Source organism: Streptomyces amritsarensis (genome assembly GCF_001953875.1).
GTDB lineage: Bacteria > Actinomycetota > Actinomycetes > Streptomycetales > Streptomycetaceae > Streptomyces > Streptomyces amritsarensis.
The window spans coordinates 1-21,876 of record NZ_MQUR01000112.1; the positions used below are offsets into that span (position 1 = coordinate 1).

20 protein-coding genes are annotated in these 21,876 nt (G+C 72.7%); 8 read left to right on the plus strand and 12 right to left on the minus strand.

Annotated elements, in window-relative coordinates:
- Positions 1–122 precede the first annotated feature (122 nt).
- From AVW11_RS31160 to AVW11_RS31175, 4 genes are all read right to left on the minus strand, one after another.
- Entirely contained in the window at positions 123–1,352 is a 1,230-nt protein-coding gene (locus AVW11_RS31160) for an IS701 family transposase (RefSeq protein ID WP_076046713.1), read from the minus strand.
- A gap of 52 nt (positions 1,353–1,404) precedes the next feature.
- Entirely contained in the window at positions 1,405–2,076 is a 672-nt protein-coding gene (locus AVW11_RS31165) for a hypothetical protein (protein ID WP_240528315.1), read from the minus strand.
- 103 nt (positions 2,077–2,179) lie between these two features.
- The gene (locus AVW11_RS31170; RefSeq protein ID WP_076046701.1) at positions 2,180–4,042 is read right to left on the minus strand and encodes a hypothetical protein; all 1,863 of its coding nucleotides are present in this window, start codon (positions 4,040–4,042) and stop codon (positions 2,180–2,182) included.
- Positions 4,043–4,061: 19 nt separating this feature from the next.
- Entirely contained in the window at positions 4,062–5,039 is a 978-nt protein-coding gene (locus AVW11_RS31175) for an AraC family transcriptional regulator (RefSeq protein ID WP_079250870.1), read from the minus strand.
- A 145-nt stretch (positions 5,040–5,184) separates the two neighbouring features.
- Between AVW11_RS31175 and AVW11_RS31180 the strand changes: the two genes are divergently transcribed.
- From AVW11_RS31180 to AVW11_RS31190, 3 genes are all read left to right on the plus strand, one after another.
- Complete coding sequence (locus tag AVW11_RS31180; RefSeq protein ID WP_076046702.1) at positions 5,185–5,946, plus strand: SDR family NAD(P)-dependent oxidoreductase; 762 nt, start codon at positions 5,185–5,187, stop codon at positions 5,944–5,946.
- Positions 5,947–6,215: 269 nt separating this feature from the next.
- Positions 6,216–6,590 (plus strand): hypothetical protein, encoded by a 375-nt coding sequence (locus tag AVW11_RS31185; RefSeq protein ID WP_030848047.1) that lies wholly within the window; start codon positions 6,216–6,218, stop codon positions 6,588–6,590.
- 200 nt (positions 6,591–6,790) lie between these two features.
- The gene (locus AVW11_RS31190; RefSeq protein ID WP_030848056.1) at positions 6,791–7,150 is read left to right on the plus strand and encodes an ArsR/SmtB family transcription factor; all 360 of its coding nucleotides are present in this window, start codon (positions 6,791–6,793) and stop codon (positions 7,148–7,150) included.
- A gap of 75 nt (positions 7,151–7,225) precedes the next feature.
- Here AVW11_RS31190 and AVW11_RS31195 read toward each other — a convergent pair whose 3' ends face one another.
- A complete protein-coding gene (locus AVW11_RS31195; RefSeq protein WP_060179593.1) occupies positions 7,226–8,836 on the minus strand; it encodes a phospholipase D-like domain-containing protein in 1,611 nt (536 codons plus the stop codon).
- Positions 8,837–9,021: 185 nt separating this feature from the next.
- On the opposite strand from AVW11_RS31195, the gene AVW11_RS31200 reads away from it, so the two are divergent.
- A complete protein-coding gene (locus AVW11_RS31200; RefSeq protein WP_030848062.1) occupies positions 9,022–9,921 on the plus strand; it encodes an NAD-dependent protein deacetylase in 900 nt (299 codons plus the stop codon).
- Positions 9,922–10,096: 175 nt separating this feature from the next.
- Entirely contained in the window at positions 10,097–10,519 is a 423-nt protein-coding gene (locus AVW11_RS31205; RefSeq protein WP_206281938.1) for a VOC family protein, read from the plus strand.
- Positions 10,520–10,772: 253 nt separating this feature from the next.
- Here AVW11_RS31205 and AVW11_RS31210 read toward each other — a convergent pair whose 3' ends face one another.
- Positions 10,773–13,205, minus strand: coding sequence for a SpoIIE family protein phosphatase (locus tag AVW11_RS31210; RefSeq protein WP_076046705.1), 2,433 nt, complete (start codon positions 13,203–13,205; stop codon positions 10,773–10,775).
- 157 nt (positions 13,206–13,362) lie between these two features.
- Entirely contained in the window at positions 13,363–14,238 is an 876-nt protein-coding gene (locus AVW11_RS31215; protein ID WP_079250871.1) for a 2OG-Fe(II) oxygenase, read from the minus strand.
- A gap of 635 nt (positions 14,239–14,873) precedes the next feature.
- Between AVW11_RS31215 and AVW11_RS31220 the strand changes: the two genes are divergently transcribed.
- The 3 genes from AVW11_RS31220 (at position 14,874) to AVW11_RS31230 (ending at position 17,240) form a co-directional block, all read left to right on the plus strand.
- Complete coding sequence (locus AVW11_RS31220) at positions 14,874–15,527, plus strand: DUF4389 domain-containing protein (protein ID WP_060179598.1); 654 nt, start codon at positions 14,874–14,876, stop codon at positions 15,525–15,527.
- Between the two features lie 120 nt (positions 15,528–15,647).
- A complete protein-coding gene (locus AVW11_RS31225; RefSeq protein ID WP_076046707.1) occupies positions 15,648–16,028 on the plus strand; it encodes a VOC family protein in 381 nt (126 codons plus the stop codon).
- Between the two features lie 27 nt (positions 16,029–16,055).
- Positions 16,056–17,240: a PP2C family protein-serine/threonine phosphatase gene (locus AVW11_RS31230; RefSeq protein WP_079250872.1), complete on the plus strand. Its 1,185-nt coding sequence runs from the start codon at positions 16,056–16,058 to the stop codon at positions 17,238–17,240.
- 115 nt (positions 17,241–17,355) lie between these two features.
- On the opposite strand, the gene AVW11_RS31235 is transcribed toward AVW11_RS31230, so the two are convergent.
- The 5 genes from AVW11_RS31235 to AVW11_RS31255 all read right to left on the minus strand — a co-directional run bounded on the left by AVW11_RS31235 (position 17,356) and on the right by AVW11_RS31255 (position 21,790).
- Complete coding sequence (locus tag AVW11_RS31235) at positions 17,356–17,643, minus strand: DUF1330 domain-containing protein (RefSeq protein ID WP_076046708.1); 288 nt, start codon at positions 17,641–17,643, stop codon at positions 17,356–17,358.
- 116 nt (positions 17,644–17,759) lie between these two features.
- On the minus strand, positions 17,760–18,668 hold the full coding sequence (locus AVW11_RS31240) for an NADP-dependent oxidoreductase (protein ID WP_076046709.1): 909 nt from the start codon (positions 18,666–18,668) through the stop codon (positions 17,760–17,762).
- A gap of 17 nt (positions 18,669–18,685) precedes the next feature.
- The gene (locus tag AVW11_RS31245) at positions 18,686–19,225 is read right to left on the minus strand and encodes a MarR family winged helix-turn-helix transcriptional regulator (protein WP_076046711.1); all 540 of its coding nucleotides are present in this window, start codon (positions 19,223–19,225) and stop codon (positions 18,686–18,688) included.
- A 257-nt stretch (positions 19,226–19,482) separates the two neighbouring features.
- Positions 19,483–20,355: a MurR/RpiR family transcriptional regulator gene (locus tag AVW11_RS31250; RefSeq protein ID WP_030848080.1), complete on the minus strand. Its 873-nt coding sequence runs from the start codon at positions 20,353–20,355 to the stop codon at positions 19,483–19,485.
- A 142-nt stretch (positions 20,356–20,497) separates the two neighbouring features.
- Positions 20,498–21,790: a cyanophycinase gene (locus AVW11_RS31255; RefSeq protein ID WP_076046712.1), complete on the minus strand. Its 1,293-nt coding sequence runs from the start codon at positions 21,788–21,790 to the stop codon at positions 20,498–20,500.
- Between the last annotated feature and the right edge of the window lie 86 nt (positions 21,791–21,876).

A 21,876-nucleotide genomic window follows, 5' to 3' on the forward strand; every position in this document is an offset into this window, starting at 1 on the left:
CGGCCTAGTAGTGCTTCGTTAGGTTCTGGTTCTGCTGGTCGGCAGGGTTCGGCCGCAGGTGGTGCAGGTGCCGGCCCAGCACCGAAGCAGGTCCTGAAGGGCATCGAGGACCTGGTAGAGGCTCAGGCCGGCATCCGGACTTTTGGGTCGAGCCGTCGCAGGGTGAGGAAGGCCTGGGCGGCGGTGACGAGGGTGACGTGGTGATGCCAGCCGCGCCAGGTGCGGCCTTCGAAGTGGTCCAGGCCCAGGCCGTGCTTGAGCTCGCGGTAGTCGTGCTCGATCCGCCAGCGCATCTTCGCCCACCGCACCAGATCAGCGACCGGAGTAATCGGGGGCAGGTTCGTCATCCAGTAGCCGGTCGGTTCGGCTGCTTCTGCGGGCTGCTCGACGAGCATGGTCCGCATCGGCAGGACCCCGTCCCAACGACTGCGTCCGCCGGCCTGCTCCTGAGCCGTGCGGGTGGCTTCCTTCCCCGAGGGCCGTACTTCGATCACGGCGAAGCGCGAGGTCATCGCGCCTTTGCTGCCCTGCCGCCAGGTGACCTCCTCGAACCGGGTGCCGGTCTCGACAAGGTAGGGCAGGGGCCGGGCCGCCTCGCGGTAGCGGGGCAGCGTGGGCGGCCCCAGCCCGCCATAGACAGGCTGATGAGGCTCAGCCTCCGCGGGCCGGGCGACCTCCTTGGGGTCAACGGCCACGACATAGGACCAGCCGCGTTCCTCCAGAGCGAGCCGGAAGGAGACGCTGCGGCCGTAGCCGGCATCCGCCACGATCGTCGGCACTTCCAGCCCCTGCTCGGCCAGCCGCTCCAGCAGCCCCAGCGCAAGCCAGGTCTTGGAGACGTGCCCGACATCGTCGGGGATCCCGGCCCGCCGGCGCCGCCGGTCATCGCGCGCCCACTCCTCGGGCAGGAACAACTCCCACTCCAAAGGGCATGAAGCGGTGTCGGTGGCAGCATGCACGCTGACCGCGACCTGGCAGTTCGCCCGCTTGCCCAGTGCTCCGCAGTACTGTCGGGCCACCCCCGCCGACTCGGTGCCGCACTTGGGGAACGACACGTCGTCGACGACCCACACCTCGGGTTGGATCACCTCGCACAACCGCTCGGCGATCCGCTGCCGCACCGGCAGCGGATCCCACGGCGACTGGTTCACGAACTGCTGCAGAGCCTGCATGTTGCCGTCCGGCAGGCGATCGGCCATCGGCTGGATCGACTTGCGCCGGCCGTCGAGCATCAGTCCCCGCAGATAGCACTCGCCCCACCGGCGCTGATCCCGCCGCGGCAAGGACCCAAAGACATCGGCAACGAACTCCGCCAACTCACCCCGGAGCCGTTCCACCTCCCCCAACCTCATACGCAGAAACTGCCCACGCGCAGGCAAGATCACCCAACGTAACGAAGCACTACTAGTCCAGTTGGAACGGGTGCGGGTCGGGTGCCGCGGGGTGGCGGTTGACGCCCCGGAACAGGTCGAGCACGCGCTCGTGCACGTCACCCACGCGGTCGACCACGCGGACCCGGACGAGGACGGTCTCGATGTCGGACAGGGCGCGCTCGGCGAACCAGGCCAGGAACATCGTTCCCTGGCCTGGAATCGGCCTGCCGCCGCCGATCAGGTCGATCCACAGGTCCTGACGGTCGACAAGGCCCCGCGCGACACAGGCGGCGACCACCTCGTCCCTGTCCGACCAGGACGAGGGCTCGGGCTGCTCCGGCTCCCCGGTGAACCGGACCTGGTAGCCGACCGCGGTGACCACGGCCACGTCCTGTGCCCCGTTGAAGGCGTGGCACGACCACGCCAGGGCCCCGCCGGGTGCGTGGCCGGCCAGGACCCGGCACGTGTAGCCGAGCGCAGGGCGCACCGCGCGGGCGTACTGGGCGCGGGCGAGTGCCGCGCCGACCGTCGCTATGACCGCCGCCGTGGCGCTCTGGAAGTCCAGGAGCCGCAGTTTCCACGGCCAGTCCGCGGTGAGCCGGGGTGGCAGGTTCTCGCGCACCACCGTGTACACGAAGGCCACGGCCGCCAGGACGGCGAGTAGTGCAAGCAGCCGTGAATAAAGGGCACTTCGCTGCACCACGCGTTGTTCGTTCCGCATACCGCTCCCCCCGGCCGTCACACGGAGGGTACTGCCCGGCTCCGTACCGGCGTACGCGTGTGCGTCTCGGCCTGCGCCGCGAGGGTCAGCCGGTGGTGAGCAAGCGCCGGGCGAGGGCGCGGAGTTCCTCGTCCGGGTGGACTTCCGAGAAGGGCGTCGCGGAGAGCAGGCGCAGCGGCGAGGAGGCGAAGGACCGCAGGGTCGGGCGCAGTTCGTCGGGGATCCGGCCGATGCCGGCGAGGGCTTCGAGGGCGCGCAGTCCGACCGGGGTGGGGCCGACCAGGGCGGCGAGGATGGGGACGGCCCGTTCCGGGGAGCCGGTGATCGTGTGGTGGGCCTCGGCGGCCGCCATACGGGTCCACTCGTACCTTGCCGTCAGCAGCGGCTCGATGAGCGGCAGCAGCGGAGCGGCCGCGCGGCCCAGCGGCCGGAGGCTGCTGAGGTGCCAGTGGACCGGGCCCTGCGCCGTGAGCAGGCCCTCGAAGACGCGCAGCGCCGGTCCCGTCTCGCCGGTCAGCTGGTGGTGGGCCACGGCGGCCGCGGCGCTGAGCGAGGAGTCGGTGCTCTCCACCGCGTCCTGCAGCAGCGACGTGACCTCCGGCGTCACGACGCCGCCCAGGCCTGTCCGGCGGGCCGCCACGACGGCCGCACGCCGGGTGCGCAGGCAGTCGAGGACTTCCGGCTGCGCCTGCCGTGCGGCGGCCCCGAAGTGCGCCAGCGCACCGATCAGCGCGATGGCGTCGTTCCCCGTGGCGCCGGCTGCCAGGGTGCGGCGGATCAGGGGTATCAGCCGGTCGGCGGCCTCGGGGAAGGAGGCGGCGGCCGCCCTGAGGGTCTGCGGGCCGGGGTGGCACAGGACCAGCTCCAGGGCGCGCGGGTCGCGTGCGCGCACCAGGGCGAGGAGCGCGGGCGCCGCGGTGTCGCCCGCCGTCCGGGCGTGGTCGTACAGCGCGTCCCTGAGGTCGGCGCCTGGTTCGGGCAGGCGCTCGATCCATTCGCCGACGGCGGTGAGGCAGTGGGCCGACGCGTGGGTGTCCCGCTGGTGCGGCAGGGCGGCCAGCATCAGGGCCAGTACCTCCGGTTCCCGGTCGCGCCAGGTCTCCGCGATCAGCCGGCCGAGCCGGGATCCGCGCCCGCCGAGGTCACCGGCCGCGATCCAGCGGGCGGCCACGGCGAGTCCGGCGTCCGCGTCCCGGGTGAGCACCTCGGTGAGCCGGTCCTCCTGCGTCCCGGTGCCCGCCCAGGGGAAGCCGTCCTCTCCCGGATCCGGTTCGGCCCCGTCCTCGGCGAGGACGTCCACCAGCCGCTTGCCGTAGGGCGGCCCGGAGCGTTCGGCGGCGAGCAGGGCTGCGGCCAGCCTGACCTCGGGGAACGGGCTGTCGAACGCCTCGTCCCGGCGGCCGAACCGGTCGAGGGCGACCAGGGCGTCCGCCCGTACCGAGGCGACGGGATCGGTGGTGTACACCTCCTCGACCCGGCGCTCGGCCGTGGCCCGCGCCTTCGCCGGCAGCCGACCGGCCACGGCGGCGACCACCCGCAGCGCGGCCCTGCGCACCCCGCGCTCGGCGTCACCCAGGCAGGGAAGCAGGTCCGGGAGCACCCGCGCGAGCTCGGTGCAGATCGCGGCGGCCGAACTACCGGGCCAGGAAGGCGATTCGGTGTCCTGCGGGGCGTGGTCGGCGAGGACTGCGAGGAGCATCAGCAACTCGTCGCGCCTGCCGGGGGCGTGGAGCACGGCGTGGGCGAGGAACGGGACGGCGCGTGCGGAGGCCGGGTAGACGGTGCCCTGGTGGTGGATGTTGCCGTACAGCTCGTCGATCGCCTCGCCGACGGTGTCGTCGTCGTCCGCGTAGAGCGCCCTGATCAGGTCGGGTACGTCCGCGGCCGGGCCGTAGGCGTGGGTCAGGTCGTGCCAGTCGACGGCGTCCAGCTCGGCCGGAGATCTCATGGTGGGCGCTCCTCAGCGGTCAAGTGTGCCGACCGTACCGATCACCACTGACATTGCCCCGGCGAACGGCCGCCACGTCGACCTGGTGTGAGGAGACGAGCTGTGCAGGGGCGCCCGGTGCGTCGAGCCGCAGGCGGGCGGCGTCCCTGCTGGGAGGCGTGCCGAACTGCCGCCGGTACTCGCGGCTGAACTGCGACGGGCTGTCGTACCCGACGTGGTGGGCGACGCCGGTGATGTCGCCGGGCCGGGCGGCGAGCAGCAGACGGGCCTCCTGGAGCCGGATCTGCTTCTGGAAGCGGAGCGGGCTCATCGCGGTGACCGCCTGGAAGTTCCGGTAGAAGGCGGACTGGCTCATGCCGCACCGCCGGGCGAGGTCCTCGACCCGGAACGGTTCCGCGTAGTGGCTGCGGATCCACGCCACCGCCCGGGCCACGTGGCTCAGGCCGCTGTCGGCGAGGCCGAGCTGGCGTACGGTGCCGCCCTGCTCCCCGGTCATCACCCGCCACAGGATCTCGCGCTTGATCAGCGGCGCGAGCACGGCGCGGTCGCGGGGCCGGTCGAGGAGCCGCAGCAGGCGCACCACCGCGTCGAGCAGTTCGTCGGGTGCGTCGCAGACGGCGAGGGCCGACGCGGCGCTGCCGCCGGCCCGGGGGACGTCCCCCGGGCCGGCCAGCAGCAGCAGTTCGGCGATGTCGGAGGGCTCCAGCACCAGGCCGAAGCCCAGCGCGGGACGGTCGGGGCCGACGCGCAGGAACTGGCCGGTGACCGGCAGGTCCACGGAGGCGACGAGGTACTGTCCCGCGCCGTACTCCAGGACCCGGTCCCCGACTGCCAGCCGCTTGGTGCCCTGCGCGATGACCGCGAGCACGGTGCCGGTGGTCGCCGGCTCCGGTGCGTCCGACCGGTCGACCTTCGATACGAGCACTCCGTCGACCGGCGTGGCGGCGTCGGGGCGCGCGTGCCGGGCGAGCAGGGTCCGCAGCTCTTCCAGATCCATGGGTCCAGTGCAGCACAGGACCGGTCCCGGCATCCCGCAAGCGGGAGGATCGGGCACGTCTCATGGACAATCGTTCTACTGGAATGGCAGGTCAGAGGCGTCCAATGGAAGTACCGCACCCCACCGGACTCCCAGGAGGACCACCATGCAGGTAGCCATCGTCACAGGAGCCAGCTCCGGCATCGGCCAGGGCGCCGCCCTCCGGATCGCCGCCCGCGGGATCGGAGTGATCCTGACCTACGGCCGCAACGAGCAGGGTGCGCTGGACACCGTGGCCGCCGTCGAGAAGGCGGGCGGCACGGCCGTCGCGCTCCACCTGGACCTGGGCGACAGCTCCGGCTTCGACGGCTTCCGTGACCGCGTGGCCGACGCGCTCCGCACGACGTGGGGCCGTGACACCTTCGACCACCTGGTCAACAACGCGGGCATCGCGCGGACCTCGCTGATCGAGGACACCGCCGAGGAGGACTTCGACCTGTTGGCGCGGGTCCTGCTGAAGGGCCCGTACTTCCTGACCCAGCGGCTCCTGCCGCTGATGGCCGACGGCGGCTCCGTCGTCAACGTCAGCAGCAGCGCGGCGTCGGCGACCTCCGGGCTGGAGCCCGGCTACGCGGCGTACGCGGCGTTGAAGGGCGCCCTGACCGTGCTGACCCGCTACATGGCCAAGGAGTTCAGCACGCGCGGCATCCGGGTCAACGCGGTCTCGCCCGGCGCCACCCGTACCCGGCTCGCCGACGACGCGTTCACCCGCTTCCCCGAGGTCGTGCCGGCCATCGCGGCGAAGACCGCCTTCGGCCGGGTCGGTGAGCCCGACGACGTCGGCTCCCTGATCGCGGCGCTGGTCGGCGACGACGGCCGGTGGATCACCGCCCAGGACATCGAGGTGTCCGGCGGGTACCAGCTGTAGGCGGCCCGCCGACCGGCTCCGAGCTGCACGAACGCGCCCTGCCGGGGCCCTCACCCGCCCGGCGGGAGGGCTCCGGTCGGCGCCGACTCCCGTGGTTTTTCCGGCAGTCGGGCGATCAGGGGCTCGCACCTTAGCGGATGGAGGTCCATGTCCTGCCCGAATACCCGATGTTCGCCACGTCCCCGGCCTCCAGCGCGTAGCGTCCTTTGTGCAACCAGGCCGGAGACGTGAAGCCGGCCAGGGCCGTGAAAACGAGGAGGCTGCAAACGATGGTGAACGTGGAGACGTCCCTGAAAGAGGCGATGACCTCGATCGAGGGGAGCGTGGGGGCGGCGTTGGTCGACTACACGAGCGGTATGGCCCTCGGCACGCTGGGGGGAGGAAAGGACCTCGACCTGACGGTCGCCGCCGCGGGGAACACCGACGTGATCCGGGCGAAGGCCCGCACCATGGAGATGCTGGGCATCAAGGAGGACATCGAGGACGTACTGATCACCCTCGGCAGCCAGTACCACCTCATCCGGCTGCTCAAGGGACGCGGGGGCAACGGCCTGTTCCTCTACATCGTCCTGGACAAGGCGAAGTCGAACCTGGCCATGGCCCGGCACCAGCTCAAGCGCATCGAAGCGGATCTGGAGCTCTAGCCGCCTTCCTGTACCCCGACCCCTTTTTTTGCCCACGAGTTGAAGAAATCTTCAACTCGGCACATCCGAATAAAGTCAGCGCAGGGTGGGGCGGGGCCGGGGTACAGGAGAATGGCTGGTCATGGTCACCGGGGGCGGGCCCGGCGGAACCGGACGCCGTCCCCGTCCATAGGTCAGAACCCGGGTAGGAGCGTTGCCACATGCAGGTCCCGCTGTACCAGGCCAAGGCGGAGTTCTTCCGGATGCTCGGACACCCCGTCCGCATCCGGGTGCTCGAACTCCTTCAGAACGGCCCCGTACCCGTGCGCGAGCTGCTGAACGAAATCGAGATCGAACCGTCCAACCTCTCGCAACAGCTCGCGGTACTGCGCCGATCGGGCATCGTGGTGTCCATACGCGACGGCTCGACGGTCAGTTACGCCCTCGCCGGCGGCGATGTGGCGGAGCTCCTGAGGGCCGCCCGGCGCATCCTCACCGAGCTGCTGGTCGGACAGAGTGAGTTGCTCGCCGAACTTCGGCATGCCGACACCTCGGTCCCCACGGGCCCTCCCCCGCTCTAGCCGGGGCGGCTCGGCGCACGCCGCCGGGGCACCTCGACAGGCGCCCCGGCGGCGGCGCGGGGGTGGCGCGTCGCGTCAGCCCTGGCAGAGGCCGCGGGTGTAGTCGTACGTCGCGGTCGCCTGCGAGTAGCGCCACTGCGGGTCCAGCAGGTCGCTCTTCAGCTGTCCGGCCGCGGCCGGGCTCTCGACGATGTACCCGAAGTCCTGGAGCCAGGAGGGGTACAGGTTCTTGGAGCCTATGTAGAAGGCCGATCCGTCCACCGACACCAGCTTGTGGTGCTGGGCGTACGGCTTGCCGTCCGCCCAGGTCGGCCGGTCGGACGCCCGGAACGTGGCGAGCTGGAGGTTCTCGCACATGGCCGTGCGCGCCCTGGCGCCGTCACCGGTCAGGGCCGCCACCCGGCCGCGCAGGGCGTCGCTCACCTCGTTGAGGGATGTGATCTGCGAGTAGCCGCCGCTGCCGATGGTTCCGCGGTTCGCGGGATCGCTGACGACGATGCGGACCTTCACGCCGGAGACGAGCTTCGCGGCGAGGGCGTCGTAGAGGCGCACGTCGTAGCGGGGCAGCGGAGGGCAGGTGGCGTGGATGTCCTGCTGGGAGATCTCGATGTGCGAGGTCGCGCCGGCGACGAGGGCCCGCAGGGCGCTCTCCTCCGGGTTGACGGTGTCGTAGTCCCGGTCGGCGTTGGTCCTGTCGGGCAAGCCGATTCCGCACTTGGTGTCGCGGGCCGTGGGCAGCACGGGGCGGAAGGCGGAGGTGGGATCGTTCTGGCGGATGCCGACGCCGAGACCGCCGACGGCCAGCGCGGGCACGTCCCCGCCGCCCGCCGGCGAGGCGGGCCGGGGCAGGGAGGGCATGCAGTCCGCGCCCGGGGACGCGGCGAACCAGACCGAGCTCCAGCTGCTCTTGTTGCGGCAGGTCCAGTCCCACAGGGTGTCCAGGTAGCGGCCCGCGGAGCCGGCGGCGGGGCCGGACAGCGCGAGGTCGACGTCCGCGACCGGGTGGGTGGTGTCGAGGTAGTCGTCCTTCCAGCTGTTGATGCCGCCGGTGATCACCGAACTGCCGTCCACCACGATCAGCTTGGAGTGGTTCCAGGAGAAGGAGGTCTTCGAGGTGGTCATCGAGGCCACGTTGAGGGTGATGTTGGCCGCGGCGGCCGGGCCGAGCTTCGCGAGCAGCTCGTCGCGGTAGGAGGAGGGGATCACGGTGGAGTGGTAGACGGGCGCGGCGCCCACCATGATGCGCACCTTGAGCCGGTTGCCTTTCTGGACGGACTCCTTCAGGCCCGCGACGATCGCGTCCTGGTAGCCGCCGTTGGGGAAGGGCGCGAGCGTCGATATGTCGACCGTCTCCCGGGCCGCTGCGACGTCCTGGCGCATCTTGTCCAGGAGACGGCGCGATCCGGGCCGGTCGGTGCATGCCGCGTCGCCCCAGCAGCCGGGCGTCTGGAGCAGCCAGTCGGCGCCGCCGGGCGTGGTGGAGCCGAGCCGGTTGCCGGAGGTGCGCTCCCAGACGGAGCCCTCCAGGCCCGGGGACACCTGCCGCAGGGTCTGCTCGATGGAGTCCAGGTGCGGGGTGGGCGAGGGCGCCGCGTGCACGGGGGCGGCGGTGGCGCCGAGGAGGGCGATGCCGAGCGCGAGGGCCGAGGTGGAGACGAGGGCCGTCGTACGGACGGTGCGTGCCAATGTGGTTCCTTGACTGGGGGGTGGCTCGGGCCGGGTGCGTGGATCGGCCACGACTCCGACCTTGATCAACTCGGGCAAGTTACCAATAAGTAGCCCGCTGTCCACCTTCACCGGACGAGTTCCGGCCACCCCGCCGCCACGCGGGACGGCGGGTGTCCGGCGGGCCCGTTCCGTACGCTGGTCGCATGCGCACGCGCCCCACTTTGAGCTGGACGCCCACCGAGGACCTGCCGCCCGGGACCACGGATCCGCGGCCGGTCGCCGACGCGCTGCGGGCCGGCGGCGTTCTGGTGCTCAGCGGGGCGGGCCTCTCCACGGAGTCCGGCATCCCCGACTACCGCGGCGAGCGCGGGAGCCTGCGCCGGCACACCCCGATGACCTACCAGGAGTTCACCGCGAGCGCCCAGGCCCGACGCCGCTACTGGGCGCGCAGCCACCTCGGCTGGCGGACCTTCGGTCGCGCCCGGCCCAACGCCGGCCACCGGGCCGTCACCGCCTTCGAGCGGCACGGGCTGCTCGCCGGGGTGATCACCCAGAACGTCGACGGCCTGCACCAGGCCGCCGGCAGCGCGGACGTGGTGGAGCTCCACGGCAGCCTGGACCGTGTCGTGTGCCTCTCCTGCGGGACCTCCGGCTCGCGCCGCGACCTCGCGCGGCGACTGGAGGAGGCCAACGCGGGGTTCGAGCCGGTCGCCGCCCGGCTGAACCCGGACGGTGACGCCGACCTCACCGACGAGCAGGTCGGGGACTTCTCCGTGGTGCCCTGCGCGCGGTGCGGGGGCGTCCTGAAACCGGATGTGGTGTTCTTCGGCGAAACGGTCCCCGCGGGCCGCGTCGAACGCTGCCGCGACCTCGTCGACGGCGCGACCTCGCTGCTGGTCCTGGGGTCGTCGCTGACGGTGATGTCCGGCCTCCGGTTCGTCCGGCAGGCGGCCCAGGCCGGCAAGCCCGTGCTGATCGTCAACCGCGACCCCACCCGCGGCGACCGGCACGCCGTCACCCGGGTCGCACTCCCCCTGGGCACGGCCCTCACCGCCCTGGCCGACCACCTGGCCGTCCCGGTCGACGGCAGCGGCGCCACCTGACGCCGGGCGCCGGCCCGGCACCCCGTACGGACGCCGGGCGGCCCCGGGCGGGAAGACCGCGCGGGGTCTGCGCAGGGCTGCCGAGAGCCCGTCCGGGGGCATGCGCCATCATGGGCCGCAGCGGCCGCCACCGGCGTCCGGGGAATGGGGCCCAAGGAGGCGGGCGATGTCCGACATGCCGCCGTCCACGGCGACCGGGATGCTGCACCACGTCGAGATCTGGGTGCCCGACCTCGGCCGGGCCGTCGCGTCCTTCGGCTGGCTGCTGGAAGCCATGGGCTACACGCCGTTCCAGAGCTGGAGCGACGGGCGGAGCTGGCGGCTCGGAGCCACCTACCTGGTGTTCGAGCAGTCCCCGGCCCTCACGGCCGACCGCCACGACCGGTGTCGGCCCGGGCTGAACCACCTGGCGTTCCACGTGGAGGACCACGAGAGGGTGGAGCGCCTGGTCGCCGAAGGCCGGCGGCACGGCTGGAGCCTGATGTTCCCCGACCGCCACCCGCACGCCGGCGGCGATCGGTCCTACGCCGCCTACTTGGTGAACGCCGACGGCTTCGAGGTCGAACTCGTCGCCGTCAACCGCCCCGAGGCCGGCTGACGGCTCCAGCCGCTCCGGGCGCGGCAGTTGCCACAACTGCGGCAGCGGGTACGCGACGAGCGCAAGGGCGGATACCGGACCGTCGGGCTGTCCGCCCTGCACGCCGCGGCGATCCCCGACCGGCAGCAGGCCGACAGGGCCGTCGTCGCGAACGGCGTCCAGCGCCGGCCGGTCCGGCGGAAGCGAGCGCACGCCGTGCCCGGTCGGTGGGCTCGGCCGCGCGGTCCGCGGGTGGGCCCCGGCCCCGGCCGGGTCAGGCGGGGCGCGCGCGCCAGGGGATCTCGGCCCAGACCTGCTTGCCGCCGCTGAGCGGGACCGATCCCCAGGCCGTCGCCGTCGCCTCGACGATGAGCAGGCCGCGGCCGCCGGTCGACTCCCAGCTCACCGACACCGGTTTGACAGGGCTGCGCGGCGAGGCGTCGTTCACCGCGATCCGCAACCGGTCGGTCGACAGGGTCAGGTCCATCCCCACCTCTCCCTGCGTGTGCGCGATCGCGTTCGTGACCAGCTCGGACACGATCAGCAGGGCCGTGTCGACCTCCTCCACCACTCCCCAGGACCGCAGCGTGCGCGCGGTGAAGCGGCGGGCGTGCAGGACGGCCTTGGGCAGGCGCCACACCGTCCAGTGGCTCCGCTTGGGCCGGCCCGCCGTGCCGTCGTAGCGCAGCAGCAGCAGCGCCACGTCGTCGTCTCGGCGGCCCACCCCCGCGACCAGGTCGTCGGCGACCCCTCCGGTGTCGACCGGATCGGCCTCGGCGAGCGTCTCGCAGACCCGCCGCATGCCTTCCTCCAGGGGCAGCCGGGCGGACTCGACCAGGCCGTCCGTCAGCAGGACGAGCAGGGTTCCGGGGAGCATCCCCGTCTCGGTCATGGGAAATTCGGCTTCCGCGAGCACCCCCAGCGGCGGCCCGCCCTCGACCGCCAACTCCTCGGCGACGCCGTCGGGATGGCGCAGTACCGGCGGCAGGTGGCCGGCCCGTACGACCCTGGCGATGCCCTCCTCCATGTCGAGGTGCACGTACGTGCAGGTGGCGAACAGGTCGGTCTCCATGCCGACGAGCAGACGGTTGGCGCGCGCGACCACCACGTCGGGCGGGTGGCCCTCCACCGCGTACGCCCTCACCGCCGTGCGCATCTGCCCCATGATGGTGGCGGCTCCCGCGCTGTGCCCCTGTACGTCCCCGATGACGAACGCCACGTGCGCGTCGCCGAGCGGGATGACGTCGTACCAGTCCCCGCCGACCTCCAGACCCGCGGTCGCGGGCAGGTAGCGGGCGACGGCGACCCCGCCCGGCAGCTCGGGGAGCTTGCGGGGCAGCAGGCTGCGCTGGAGCATCGTGGCGAGTTCGTGGCCCGCGTCGAGCGCGTGGGCGCGTACCAGGGCCTGCCCCACCAGCCCCGCGGCCGCGGTCAGCAGGGACCGCTCCTCCGGCGCGAATCGGTGCTCCTCGTCCCATCCCACGAGGCACACCCCGACCATCCTGCCCTCGGCGGGCAGCGGCAGCACGGCCAGGCCTCCGGGTCCGACGCCCAGGAGCCCGGCCTCCAGTGCCGCGCCCGGGGGCCACAGGCTCATGTGGCCGGCGCGGAGCGCGCTCTGCAGGGTGGGCAGGTCGCCGAGTGACACGTCGGGCCATTCGGAACGCCATTCCGCACGCCACACCTCGGGCCAGGCATCGGGCTCCGGGGGGTCGAGCGCGGTGACGATGAGGCGCTCGGGCTCCAGTTCGCCGACCGCGACGCGGGATGCGCCGAGCGGCTCGCGCAGGGCGGCGACCGCCAGCCGGCTGACCTCCCGGATGGTCGCGGCTCCCGCGAGGGTGGCCGACAACCGCTGCACGAGGGACACCTCGTCGGCGCTGGGCCGCAGGTAGGAGGCATCGGCCACGACGCCCAGAACGCGCTGGGGTGTGCCGTCGGAGTCGACCTCGACCCGGCAGCGCAGCCCCAGCCAGCGCAGCTCGCCGCCCGGGCGGCGGATACGGAACGCCAGTTGCTGTCCGGCGGCTGCCAGCCGGTCCGGATCCACGATCGCCATGAGCGCGGGCATGTCCTCGGGGACGGCGCAGGCGAGCAGTGTCTCCACCTGCCCGTCGAACTGTTCGGGAGACAGGCCCAGGAGGTCCAGCACGTGGGCATCGGCCTCCATGCGGCCGGTGGCCAGGTCGAGGATGAAGGCGCCGCCCTGGTCGGGGACGAGGGACTGGACGAGGTGTGCCTGTGGGGCCCTACGTCCCGCGAAGCGGGCGGCGACCGATTCGAGGCCGGCGGCCACCTGGTCGGCGTACAGCTCCAGCAGGCTGCGGTCGTCGGCGCTGAAGCCCTCCCCGACCTCGCCGGCGACGATCAGGCAGCCGAGCTCCTGGTCACCGTGGCCCAGGGGCAGGGCGCCCAGCGAGATCCGGGCCGGTGAGGTCGGGGCGCCGTCCCCGACCCGGGCGGGGAAGTGGTGGGGGTCCTCCTCGATGAACGCGGCGAGTTCCTTCGGGGTCAGCCACAGCGGACGGCCGGAGCGGAAGGCGTTCGCGGCGGGCGAGTGGCCGGCCACGGCGAGGATGGCGGGCAGGCCGTAGAGGACCCCCCGGTTTCCGGTCAGCTCGGCCAGATGCAGTTCCCGGTCCTGGTCGGCGGCGACGTAGACGGCGGCGAGCTGGGCCCCGCAGAACGCAAAGCGATTTCTCGTCACTGTGCGTGTCGCCTCCTCCCGTGGCCGTGCCGCCGAGCGCCCGCTCTCCCTCCATGCTGTCGCGCGGAGGACGTTTCGGGCGAGTCGGAGGACCGCTGCCTGTCGCCGGTGCGGCGCCACGGGCGGGGGTGTGCCGCCGTGGACGCGTGGCGGTGCGCTACGTCGTCCGGCGGGGCGCCGGAAGGGCGAGCCGGGTGGCCGGGTCGGCCGCCGGAAGCGCGATGGGGCTGGCGCCGTCGTGGTCGTGGTCCACGTCCGCGAGCGGGCGGGTGCGTTCGGCCGCATGGGCCAGCCACGGCCAGATCCGGAACGGACCGTCGGACGCCGACGCCGACGCCGAGGCCGCAGCCGCGGACCCGGTGCCGCTGATCCACGTCGTCAGGGTGAAGCGGTGGTCGGCGAAGTGCCCGCTGGGGCAGGTGGACGGCACGACCTCGTGGAAGGCGCCGGCCGGGAAGAACACGATCGTGTCGTGCTCGGGCTCGATGGTGCGGTAGGACTCCGCGGGCCGGGCCCCGCCGTCGGCGAGCAGGGTGTCGTACAGCCGGAGCTGCCCGCCGCCGAAGCCGCGTGGCCTGCGGTGGAGGTAGTACACGGCGGAGAGGGCCGTGCCGACGTCGTGGACGCGTGAGGCGTCGGTGTGGATGCCGTAGTGGCCGCCTTCGCCGTGCGACGTCAGGACCGTGAGGGTCTGCGTGAGCGCCGCCCGGTGCCCGAGGATCTCCTGGACGAGCGGCAGGCAGTCCGCCAGGTGCGCACTGAAGACGGTGCTGGTCACGGGGAGGACGAGGGAGCTGCGGCCCTTGTGGGAGATCTGGCCGGAGAGGGGGTCGAGGACCGTCCCCGCGGAGAAGTCGGCTTCCCGGGAGATCGCGTACGACAGGAGCGTGCCGGCACGTTCCGCGCCGAGGAAGTTCTCGAAGCGGCACACCGGCGCCGGGACCACGGGGGCCGTGGACCACTGGTCGGAGGGGGGCAGTGCCTGGGTTCCGATTTCCGCCGGGGTGGCCGATTCCATCGCGTATCCGCTCATGGCCCGGAACCGTACGCGCGGCGGCGGGAACGGCCGAAGGGGCACATGGGGGGCGCACGGGAGACCACCGGCCCGGCCCCATGCGCTTACTGGTGAGGGAAGGCCAGGCCCTGCGGCGCACCGTCGTGGCGTGCGGCTCGGGGCGTACGCCGGCGCACACGCCCCGGGTCGCCGGCCCGCGACTGCCCGGGCATTAGGCCGACTTTCGCAACTGGTCACGGCACCCGCACCTCCGCACCGGTCCGGGCCGGACGCCTCGAAGGACGACGTCGACCTGCGCCTCGACGCGGCGCGCGTCACCCTGGCGACGCGGAAGGCGACGGCGCAGGTGGGACTCGACGAACTCGCCCTCGCCCGGCCGGACCCGCTCGCCGTCGACGAGGGCGCGCTGCCGACACCTCCGCCTGGCCTTCCCCGCACCCGTGCACGAGGCGTCCCAGGTCGGCGAGCAGATACAGCTCCTGCTCGCCGCCGCCAGGGCCTGCCCGAGGCGCCGCCACCTGCCCGCACGCTGAGCAGAATCCGGGCCGGAGGCCCCCCGCGCACCGCGGCGCCACCGGTCGGCCTCGCACGGTGCGGGGCGCGCGGCCGGGACGGAAGATGGGAGAGCCGGACGACGCGATGAGGTGAACGGCATGACCCTGCAGACCCCCTACCCGCCGGTCACGGTGTCGGCCAGGCTGGACACACCGCTCTCGCGCTGGCTGTGGCTGGTCAAGTGGCTCCTGGCGATCCCCCACTACATCGTGCTGGCCTTCCTGTGGCTCGCGTTCCTGGTGATCAGCGTGATCGCGTTCTTCGCGATCCTCTTCACCGAGCGCTACCCGCGCGCGCTGTTCGACTTCAACCTCGGAGTGCTCCGCTGGTCATGGCGGGTCTCCTACTACGCGTACGGCGCCCTCGGCACCGACCGGTACCCGCCCTTCAGCCTCGGCCCCGAGCCCGACTACCCGGCCCGGCTGGACATCGTCTACCCCGAACGGCTCTCCCGCGGCCTGGTCCTGGTGAAGTGGTGGCTCCTCGCCATCCCGCAGTACCTGGTGATCTGCATCTTCACCGGCGCCGTGCAGAGCTGCTGGTCGGCAGGCGGGCTGATCGGCCTCCTCGCCCTGATCGCTGTCGTCACGCTGGCCTTCACCGAGAAGTACCCGCGCGACCTGTTCGACCTGATCATCGGCCTCAACCGGTGGGTCCTGCGGGTCACCGCGTATGCCTCACTGATGACGGACGCCTACCCGCCGTTCCGACTCGACATGGGCGGCGACGAGCCCGTGAACCCCGCCCTCTGAAAGCGGCGCCCCCGCCGACCGGGGCGCCCCGACCTGCCGTGCGGCTGCCCGCGTTCGGAGGGACGATGGGGCGTGGAGGGCCGTGATCGGCCGGGACCGGGACAGGCGCAGGGAGCGACCATGCTGGGAGACAGCAAGGCATTCAGCGGTTTTTCGGTCGACAGCATCGACGCCGCGAAGGACTTCTACGGCTCGACCCTCGGCCTGCGGGTCTCCGAGGACAACGGGATGCTCTCCCTCCACCTGGGCGGAGGCACCGACGTGCTGGTGTACCCGAAGGAGAACCACACACCGGCGACCTTCACCGTGCTGAACTTCCCCGTCCCCGACATCGACCGGGCCGTCGACGACCTCGGTACGCGCGGTGTGGCCTTCGAGCGCTACGACGGCTTCGGACAGGACGCGAAGGGCGTCTCCCGCAGCGAGGGCGGCCCCCCGATCGCCTGGTTCAAGGACCCGGCGGGCAACGTCCTCTCCGTGCTCGAGGAGGGCGGGGCCTGAGCCGGCCGCTGCGCCGGACACCGGGCCATGGCGCTCGACCGGGACGGCCCGGACGGCCCGGACGGCACGAACGGCCCGGGCGGCCCGGACGCGCGGCTGCGCGCGATGGAGGAGGCCGCCGAGCGGATCGGGACGTCCTCCGACGAAGGCGTGATCTGGCGTGAGCTGACCGGGTTCCTGCTGCGCGGCCTGTGCGACGCCGCGGTCGTGGAGCTGACCGGCGGCGGCCGCGGCGGCCGGAGCGGCCCGGCCGGTCGCGTGGCCGCCGCGGGTGACTCGGCCGGCCTCCTGGATCCACCCGACGGCGGGGTCCCGTCCGCGCACGTGGTCTCCGTACCGCTGGCCGGCCGGGGTGAGGGGTACGGGCGGCTTCTCGCGGCCCGCGCGGACTCCGCCTTCAGTGCCGAGGAGACGGCCACCCTGCACTTCGCGGCGCGGCTGGCGTGCGCGCACGTCGGGCACGCACGCCGCCTGGCGGCCACCGAGAAAATCGCGCTCGACCTCCAGCGGGCGCTGGTCGCGGAGCCCGGCCGTCCGCATCCGAATCTGGAGGTCGCCAGCCGCTATCTGCCGCTGGGCTCCCGCGCCCTCGTCGGCGGCGACTGGTTCGAGACCGTCCGGCTCCACTTCGGCCGGACCCTGCTGGTGGTCGGGGACGTCATGGGCCACGGGCTGGAGGCCGCCGTGGACATGAACGCCTACCGGTCCATCCTGCGCGAGGTGGCCTCCACCGATCTCGCCCCGCACCGCGTGCTGCGCCAGTTGGACGCGCTGTCGGCCGCGGAGGACGACCGCCGCCCCGCGACCTGCCTCCTCGTCCGCGTCGACCCCGCCCGCGCGACGGCCGCGTACGCGAGCGCGGGGCACCTGCCGCCGGCGGTCTTCGGCGCGGACGGCGCGGGGCGGCTCCTCGACGTGCCCGTCGGACCGCCGCTGGGCACCGGCATCGGCGGCTACGAGGCCGTCGCCCTGCCCTTCACGGCGAACCAGACGATCCTGCTCTACACGGACGGGCTGGTGGAGCGCCGCGGCGAGGACATCGACACCTCCCTGGCCCGGCTCGCCGCCCTCCGCATGAGCGCCGGCTGCGGGGTCCCGGACGTCGTGGAGGCCGTCTGCGCCGGTCTCGACGCAGAGCACGCCGAGGACGACGTCGCCGTGCTCGCCGCCCGCCTGCGCCTCCGGCCGCCCCCCGAGGGAGCGGCCGGGTGACGCGTACGCCGGCTCGGCACGGAAGCCGGTGCCGTGCAGGTCTGTCGCTTCGCGGTCCTTGCAGCCTTGCGCGCCCCGGCGGGCAGGCCGGCGCCTGCCCGTACCGGTCGAGTCGTCAGCCGGGTGCGCCGACGACGACCCGGACGCAGGAGTGCTTGCGCCGGAGGGCTTTGAGGGGCTGGTAGGCGGGCGCGTCCCAGAAGGCCTGGGCGGCGGCCCGGTCGGGGAACTCGTGGATGACGAGTGTCGACGGGCGCCAGTCGCCTTCCAGCACGACGGGAGCCTGATCCACGACGAGGTTGCGGCCCCCCGCCTCGCGCATCAGCGGCAACACGGCGTCGGCGTAGCGCTGGAAGCCGTCCGGGTCATGGATGTCGAGGTCGATCACGACGTACGCGCTCACGGGTGTCCTTCCCTGGGTGTGGTGTGGTGGTCCATCGCGTTGCGGCCGGCGTCCTGGCGGGGCACGCCCGGAACCAGGGCGCCTGGGGACCCTGCGGGACCTTGCGGCCCCGTGTCTCAGGGCAGGGTGAGGACCCGCTTGCCGCGGGTGTGGCCTGAGGCGCCGGCCTCGTGCGCCAGGGCGGCGTCCTTCAGCGGGTACGTGGCGGCGACGGTGACGGTGAGCTGCCCCGAGGCAGCCTGGCGGGCCAGCGCGGCCAGGTCGGCGGGGTCGCGCAACTGTGGCCCGGACTCGAAGGCGACGCCGAGTGCCGAGGCGGTGAAGTCGGCAATGGTGACGATGCGGTCGGTGCCCCCGAGCAGCGTCACGGAGTCGGGCAGGGCACCCTTCCCGGCGGCGTCGAAGACGGCGTGGGGGCCGCCGGGGGCGAGGGCGCGGACGCGCTCGACGAGGCCGGGCCCGTACCGGGTCGGGGTGGCGCCGAGGGAGGCGAGGTAGTCCTGGTTGGCGGCTCCGGCGGTGCCGATCACGCGGACGCCCTGTCGGACGGCGAGTTGCACGGTCATCGTGCCCACCCCGCCGGTCGCCCCGTGGATGAGCAGGGTCTCGCCTTCGGCGACGGCCAGCCGGCGCAGCACGCGCCGGGCGGCGTCCCCGGCCACGGGCAGCGAGGCGGCCTCCGGCCAGGACAGCTCGCGGGGTTTGACGGCGTAGCGGGAGGCGAGGGCGTACTCGGCGTAGGCGCCGGTGTCGGCCCAGGCCAGCACCTCCTCGCCGACCGTTACGTCCTCGACGCCCTCGCCGAGGGCGTCGACGGTCCCGGCGAACTCCGAGCCCAGGACGGCGGGAAGAGGGCTGGGGAAGATGTGCTCCATCGCTCCGGAGCGGATCTTTGCATCCACCGGGTTGACGCCGGCGGCACGGACGCGGACGCGGATCTGGCCGCGCCCGGGAGAGGGGATGGGCTGTTCGGCTTCGTGCAGGACCTCGGGTCCGCCGAAGCGGTCGAAGACGATGGCGCGCATGGATGTGCTCCTGAAGGTCATGGTCGGTGGGTTCGCCCGGTGGGCCGGTTGGTCTCGGTGCCGGTGCCGCCGTCGGCGTCGGCACTGGCATCGGCGCGGTCGCTTCGGCAGATGGACTGTTCGACGGCCAGGGCCGTGGCGACGAAGGCTTCGACGGCGGCCGGGTCGAGTCCCTCGGTGGCGGTGGCCTCGAGGGCGGCCCACATCTTCTCGATGGGGCGCCTGAGAGCCCGCCCTTGATCGGTGAGGTGGACGTTCATCACCCGGCGGTCGTGCTCGGACGGGGTGCGGGTCAGCAGTCCGGCTTCCTGCATGCGCTTGACCGACTTCGAGACGGTCGAGTGGTCCAGGCCGGCGCTTTCGAGGAGCTCGGACTGGGATTGGCCGTCGCGGTCGAAGAGCTGCATCAGCAGCAGTTCTTGACCCGGGTGGAGGCCGAGCTCGCGGAGCATGCCTGCGGCACGGGCGCGGTGGGCGCGGGCAAGGGTGAAGATCGCGTAGCTGAGGTGTCCGGATCGTGCGGTGGACGGGACGGGCGGCCGGGCGGCGGCGGACATGGAAGCTCCTGGATCGGCGGTGCCAAGCGGCCGGGGGAGGCCGGGAACGTACACCTAACACGCGCTTAGGTGGCCGGCCAAGTACGAGCGTGACGGAAGGGACGAGATTTACGTTGCCAGCCACGTAAACGTACCACAGGAATGTGGCCGGCCACATAAATAAGCGCACCCCCGCGGCTGCCTGCGGACGGCAGCGAGCCGGCCTTCAGGGCCGGGCCCGAGCTGGTGTGATACCGCGCCGGAGTGGGGACGGCCCGTCAGTACAGGCCCATGCGGCGGGCGGTGTCCTCCCCGTGCCGCATCCGCTGGTGGGCGTCTTCACCGAGAGCGGTGAGCACTCCGGCAACGACCGTCTCGATGACGGCGAGGGTGGGGACCAGACTGTCGTACGGGGAGGGGGCCGCGACCTGGCTGGGCAGGACCACCTCGGCGTGGTGGGAGGCGGGCGAGAGCCACATGTCGGTGAAGAGGATGACCTTTCCGCCTTGTGCCTGAACGAGTTCGGCCATCGCGACCTTGTCCTGCTCGTAGCGCCGGTAGTCGAAGATGACAAGGACGTCACGTCTGTGGAGAGCCGCGAACACGGCGGTGCGTTCGACGTCGCGGTCGGGCAGGAATCTCACGTCGTCGCGCAGTTGCATGAGGTGCAGGCCGAGGTACTGGGCGAACAGGTTGGTGAAGCGTCCTCCGGCCAGGGTGATGCGGCGTTTGCTGTCGGACAGCAGTCTGATCGCGTGGTCGAGGTCGTGCGGGGGGAGTTCGGCGAGGGTCTGCGTCACGGCGCCGCTGAAGACGTTGCTGCCCCGTTGGAGGAGGGAGAGGTCCTCCCCCGGTTCGCCCTTGCTGCGACCGTAGTCGGTGGCCTCGTACAGCGAGAGGGGGGAGGCGTTGCGCTCGTCCAGCTCGGTTCGCAGTGCGGCCTGGAAGTCGGGAAAGCCTCTGTACCCGAGCCGGTTGACGAAGCGCAGGACGGTCGGGGTGCTGACGGCTGCCCGCTCTGCGAGCACGGCCATGGTTTCGAAGCCGGCTGAGGGATAGCCGGCGAGCAGCACGCGCGCGACCTTGCGTTCGGCGGGGCTGACGTCGCCCAGCTTGTGGCGGATCTCGTCGGCGAGCGTGCCAGGGGCCATGCGCGGGTCTTCTTTCATGGGGTCGGGGGCAGGAGGGAGAAGTGGCGGGTCGAGCCTACTGCCGCTGATCGGGGTGACAGGGCCGGCCGGCCCCTCTCCTGGTGGCCGGCCGGCCCGTCGGCCGGGTGCGGTCAGGGCGCAGTCACTCCGGGGCGACGGCTACGCGCAGGTCGGTGATGGTGTGCGCGGTGGCGCCGTCGTCGGTCCAGGCGGCAGATCCGGGTTGTTTGCTGAGGGTGACGGTGAAACGGGGTCCGCTTTCGAAGGTGCTGGCGGTCGCGGTGCTCTGGGAGCTGCTGGCCGCGAGGGCCCGGGCGGTACCCAGGAAGGAGTACGGGACGCCTGTGGGGTTGGCGGCTGAAAAGAAGACGTCGGGGTTGGCGGGGACGGGCGAGTCGACCGTGGGTTTCAGGGGGTGCTTGTCGCGGGCGGGCAGGACGCGCCAGCGGTTCGGGTCGTAACGGTCGGCGTCGGTCAGGTAGTTGTAGCGTGCTCCGGTCAGGGACCAGGCTCCGGAGGCAGCCTTTCGGGTGCGGGCGTGACGCAGGTCGAGGACGGCGACGCCGCGTGGGCCCAGAACGCGCAGTCGCTCGTGCGGCGTGCGGGGAGCATCGACGATGAGGGCGGTGTTCTCCTCCAGTGCGTACACGCGGTCGTGTCCGGTGTCGGCGGCGAGGCGCAGGGCCCTGCCCTCGCGTCCGTAGGCGCCGGTGTGGGTGTCGATCAGTCCCGAGCGCAGGAAGCCGAACCCGCCGGCAGGCAGGTAGCCGAGCCGGGTCGGGTCCTGGAAGTAGCCGGGGCTGCTGCCGTCGCGCAGTCCTTCGTACGATTCGCCTCCCGTCACCATGTCGGCTCCGGCGGCGATCTGTGCTCCGGCGCTGGAGCCGGCCACGACCGCGCCGGCCGTGAGCTTGGCGCGGATCGCGGCGAGTACCTTCGAGTCGGTGTGGGCGGAGCCGCGGAGCAGGGTGGTGACGTAGCGGTACTGGTCGCCGCCGCCGAAGAAGTAGCCGGTCATGGAGTTGACCTGCCGTACGACCTCGTCGGAGTCGGCGTTGGCGATGTGGTCGAGGTCGACGGGGATCCACTGGGCATCGGCGGCGCCGTGCCGCTCGAACAGGGACGCGTAGTAGGCGCCGTTGCACTGCGAGTTGCTGCACTTGTCCGGGTCGGCGGCGTGCGGGTCCTGGCTGGCGGGAACCGAGGAGGCGGTGATCACTCCGATCTTCGCGGAGGCCCCGCCGGCCCTTTTGATGATCTCGCCGTAGACCTCGGTGTTGTCCGCCGCCAGTGCGCCGCCGACGAGGACGAGGGAGCCCCGGTCACCCGCGTGGTGGGTGGTGCCGGCACCGGCCGACGGGGCGAGGGCGAGGGTGAGCAGGAGAGCGGTTCCGCCCGCGAGGGTGGTGCGGCGGGCTCCGGTCGGGACGCGCATGTGGTGCCTCCTGTGGATGGGGGTGGGTGGTGGCCGGGACCGCGGGGCCGGGGGCCTGCCGCGGTCCCGGCGCGGGCCGGCAGCCC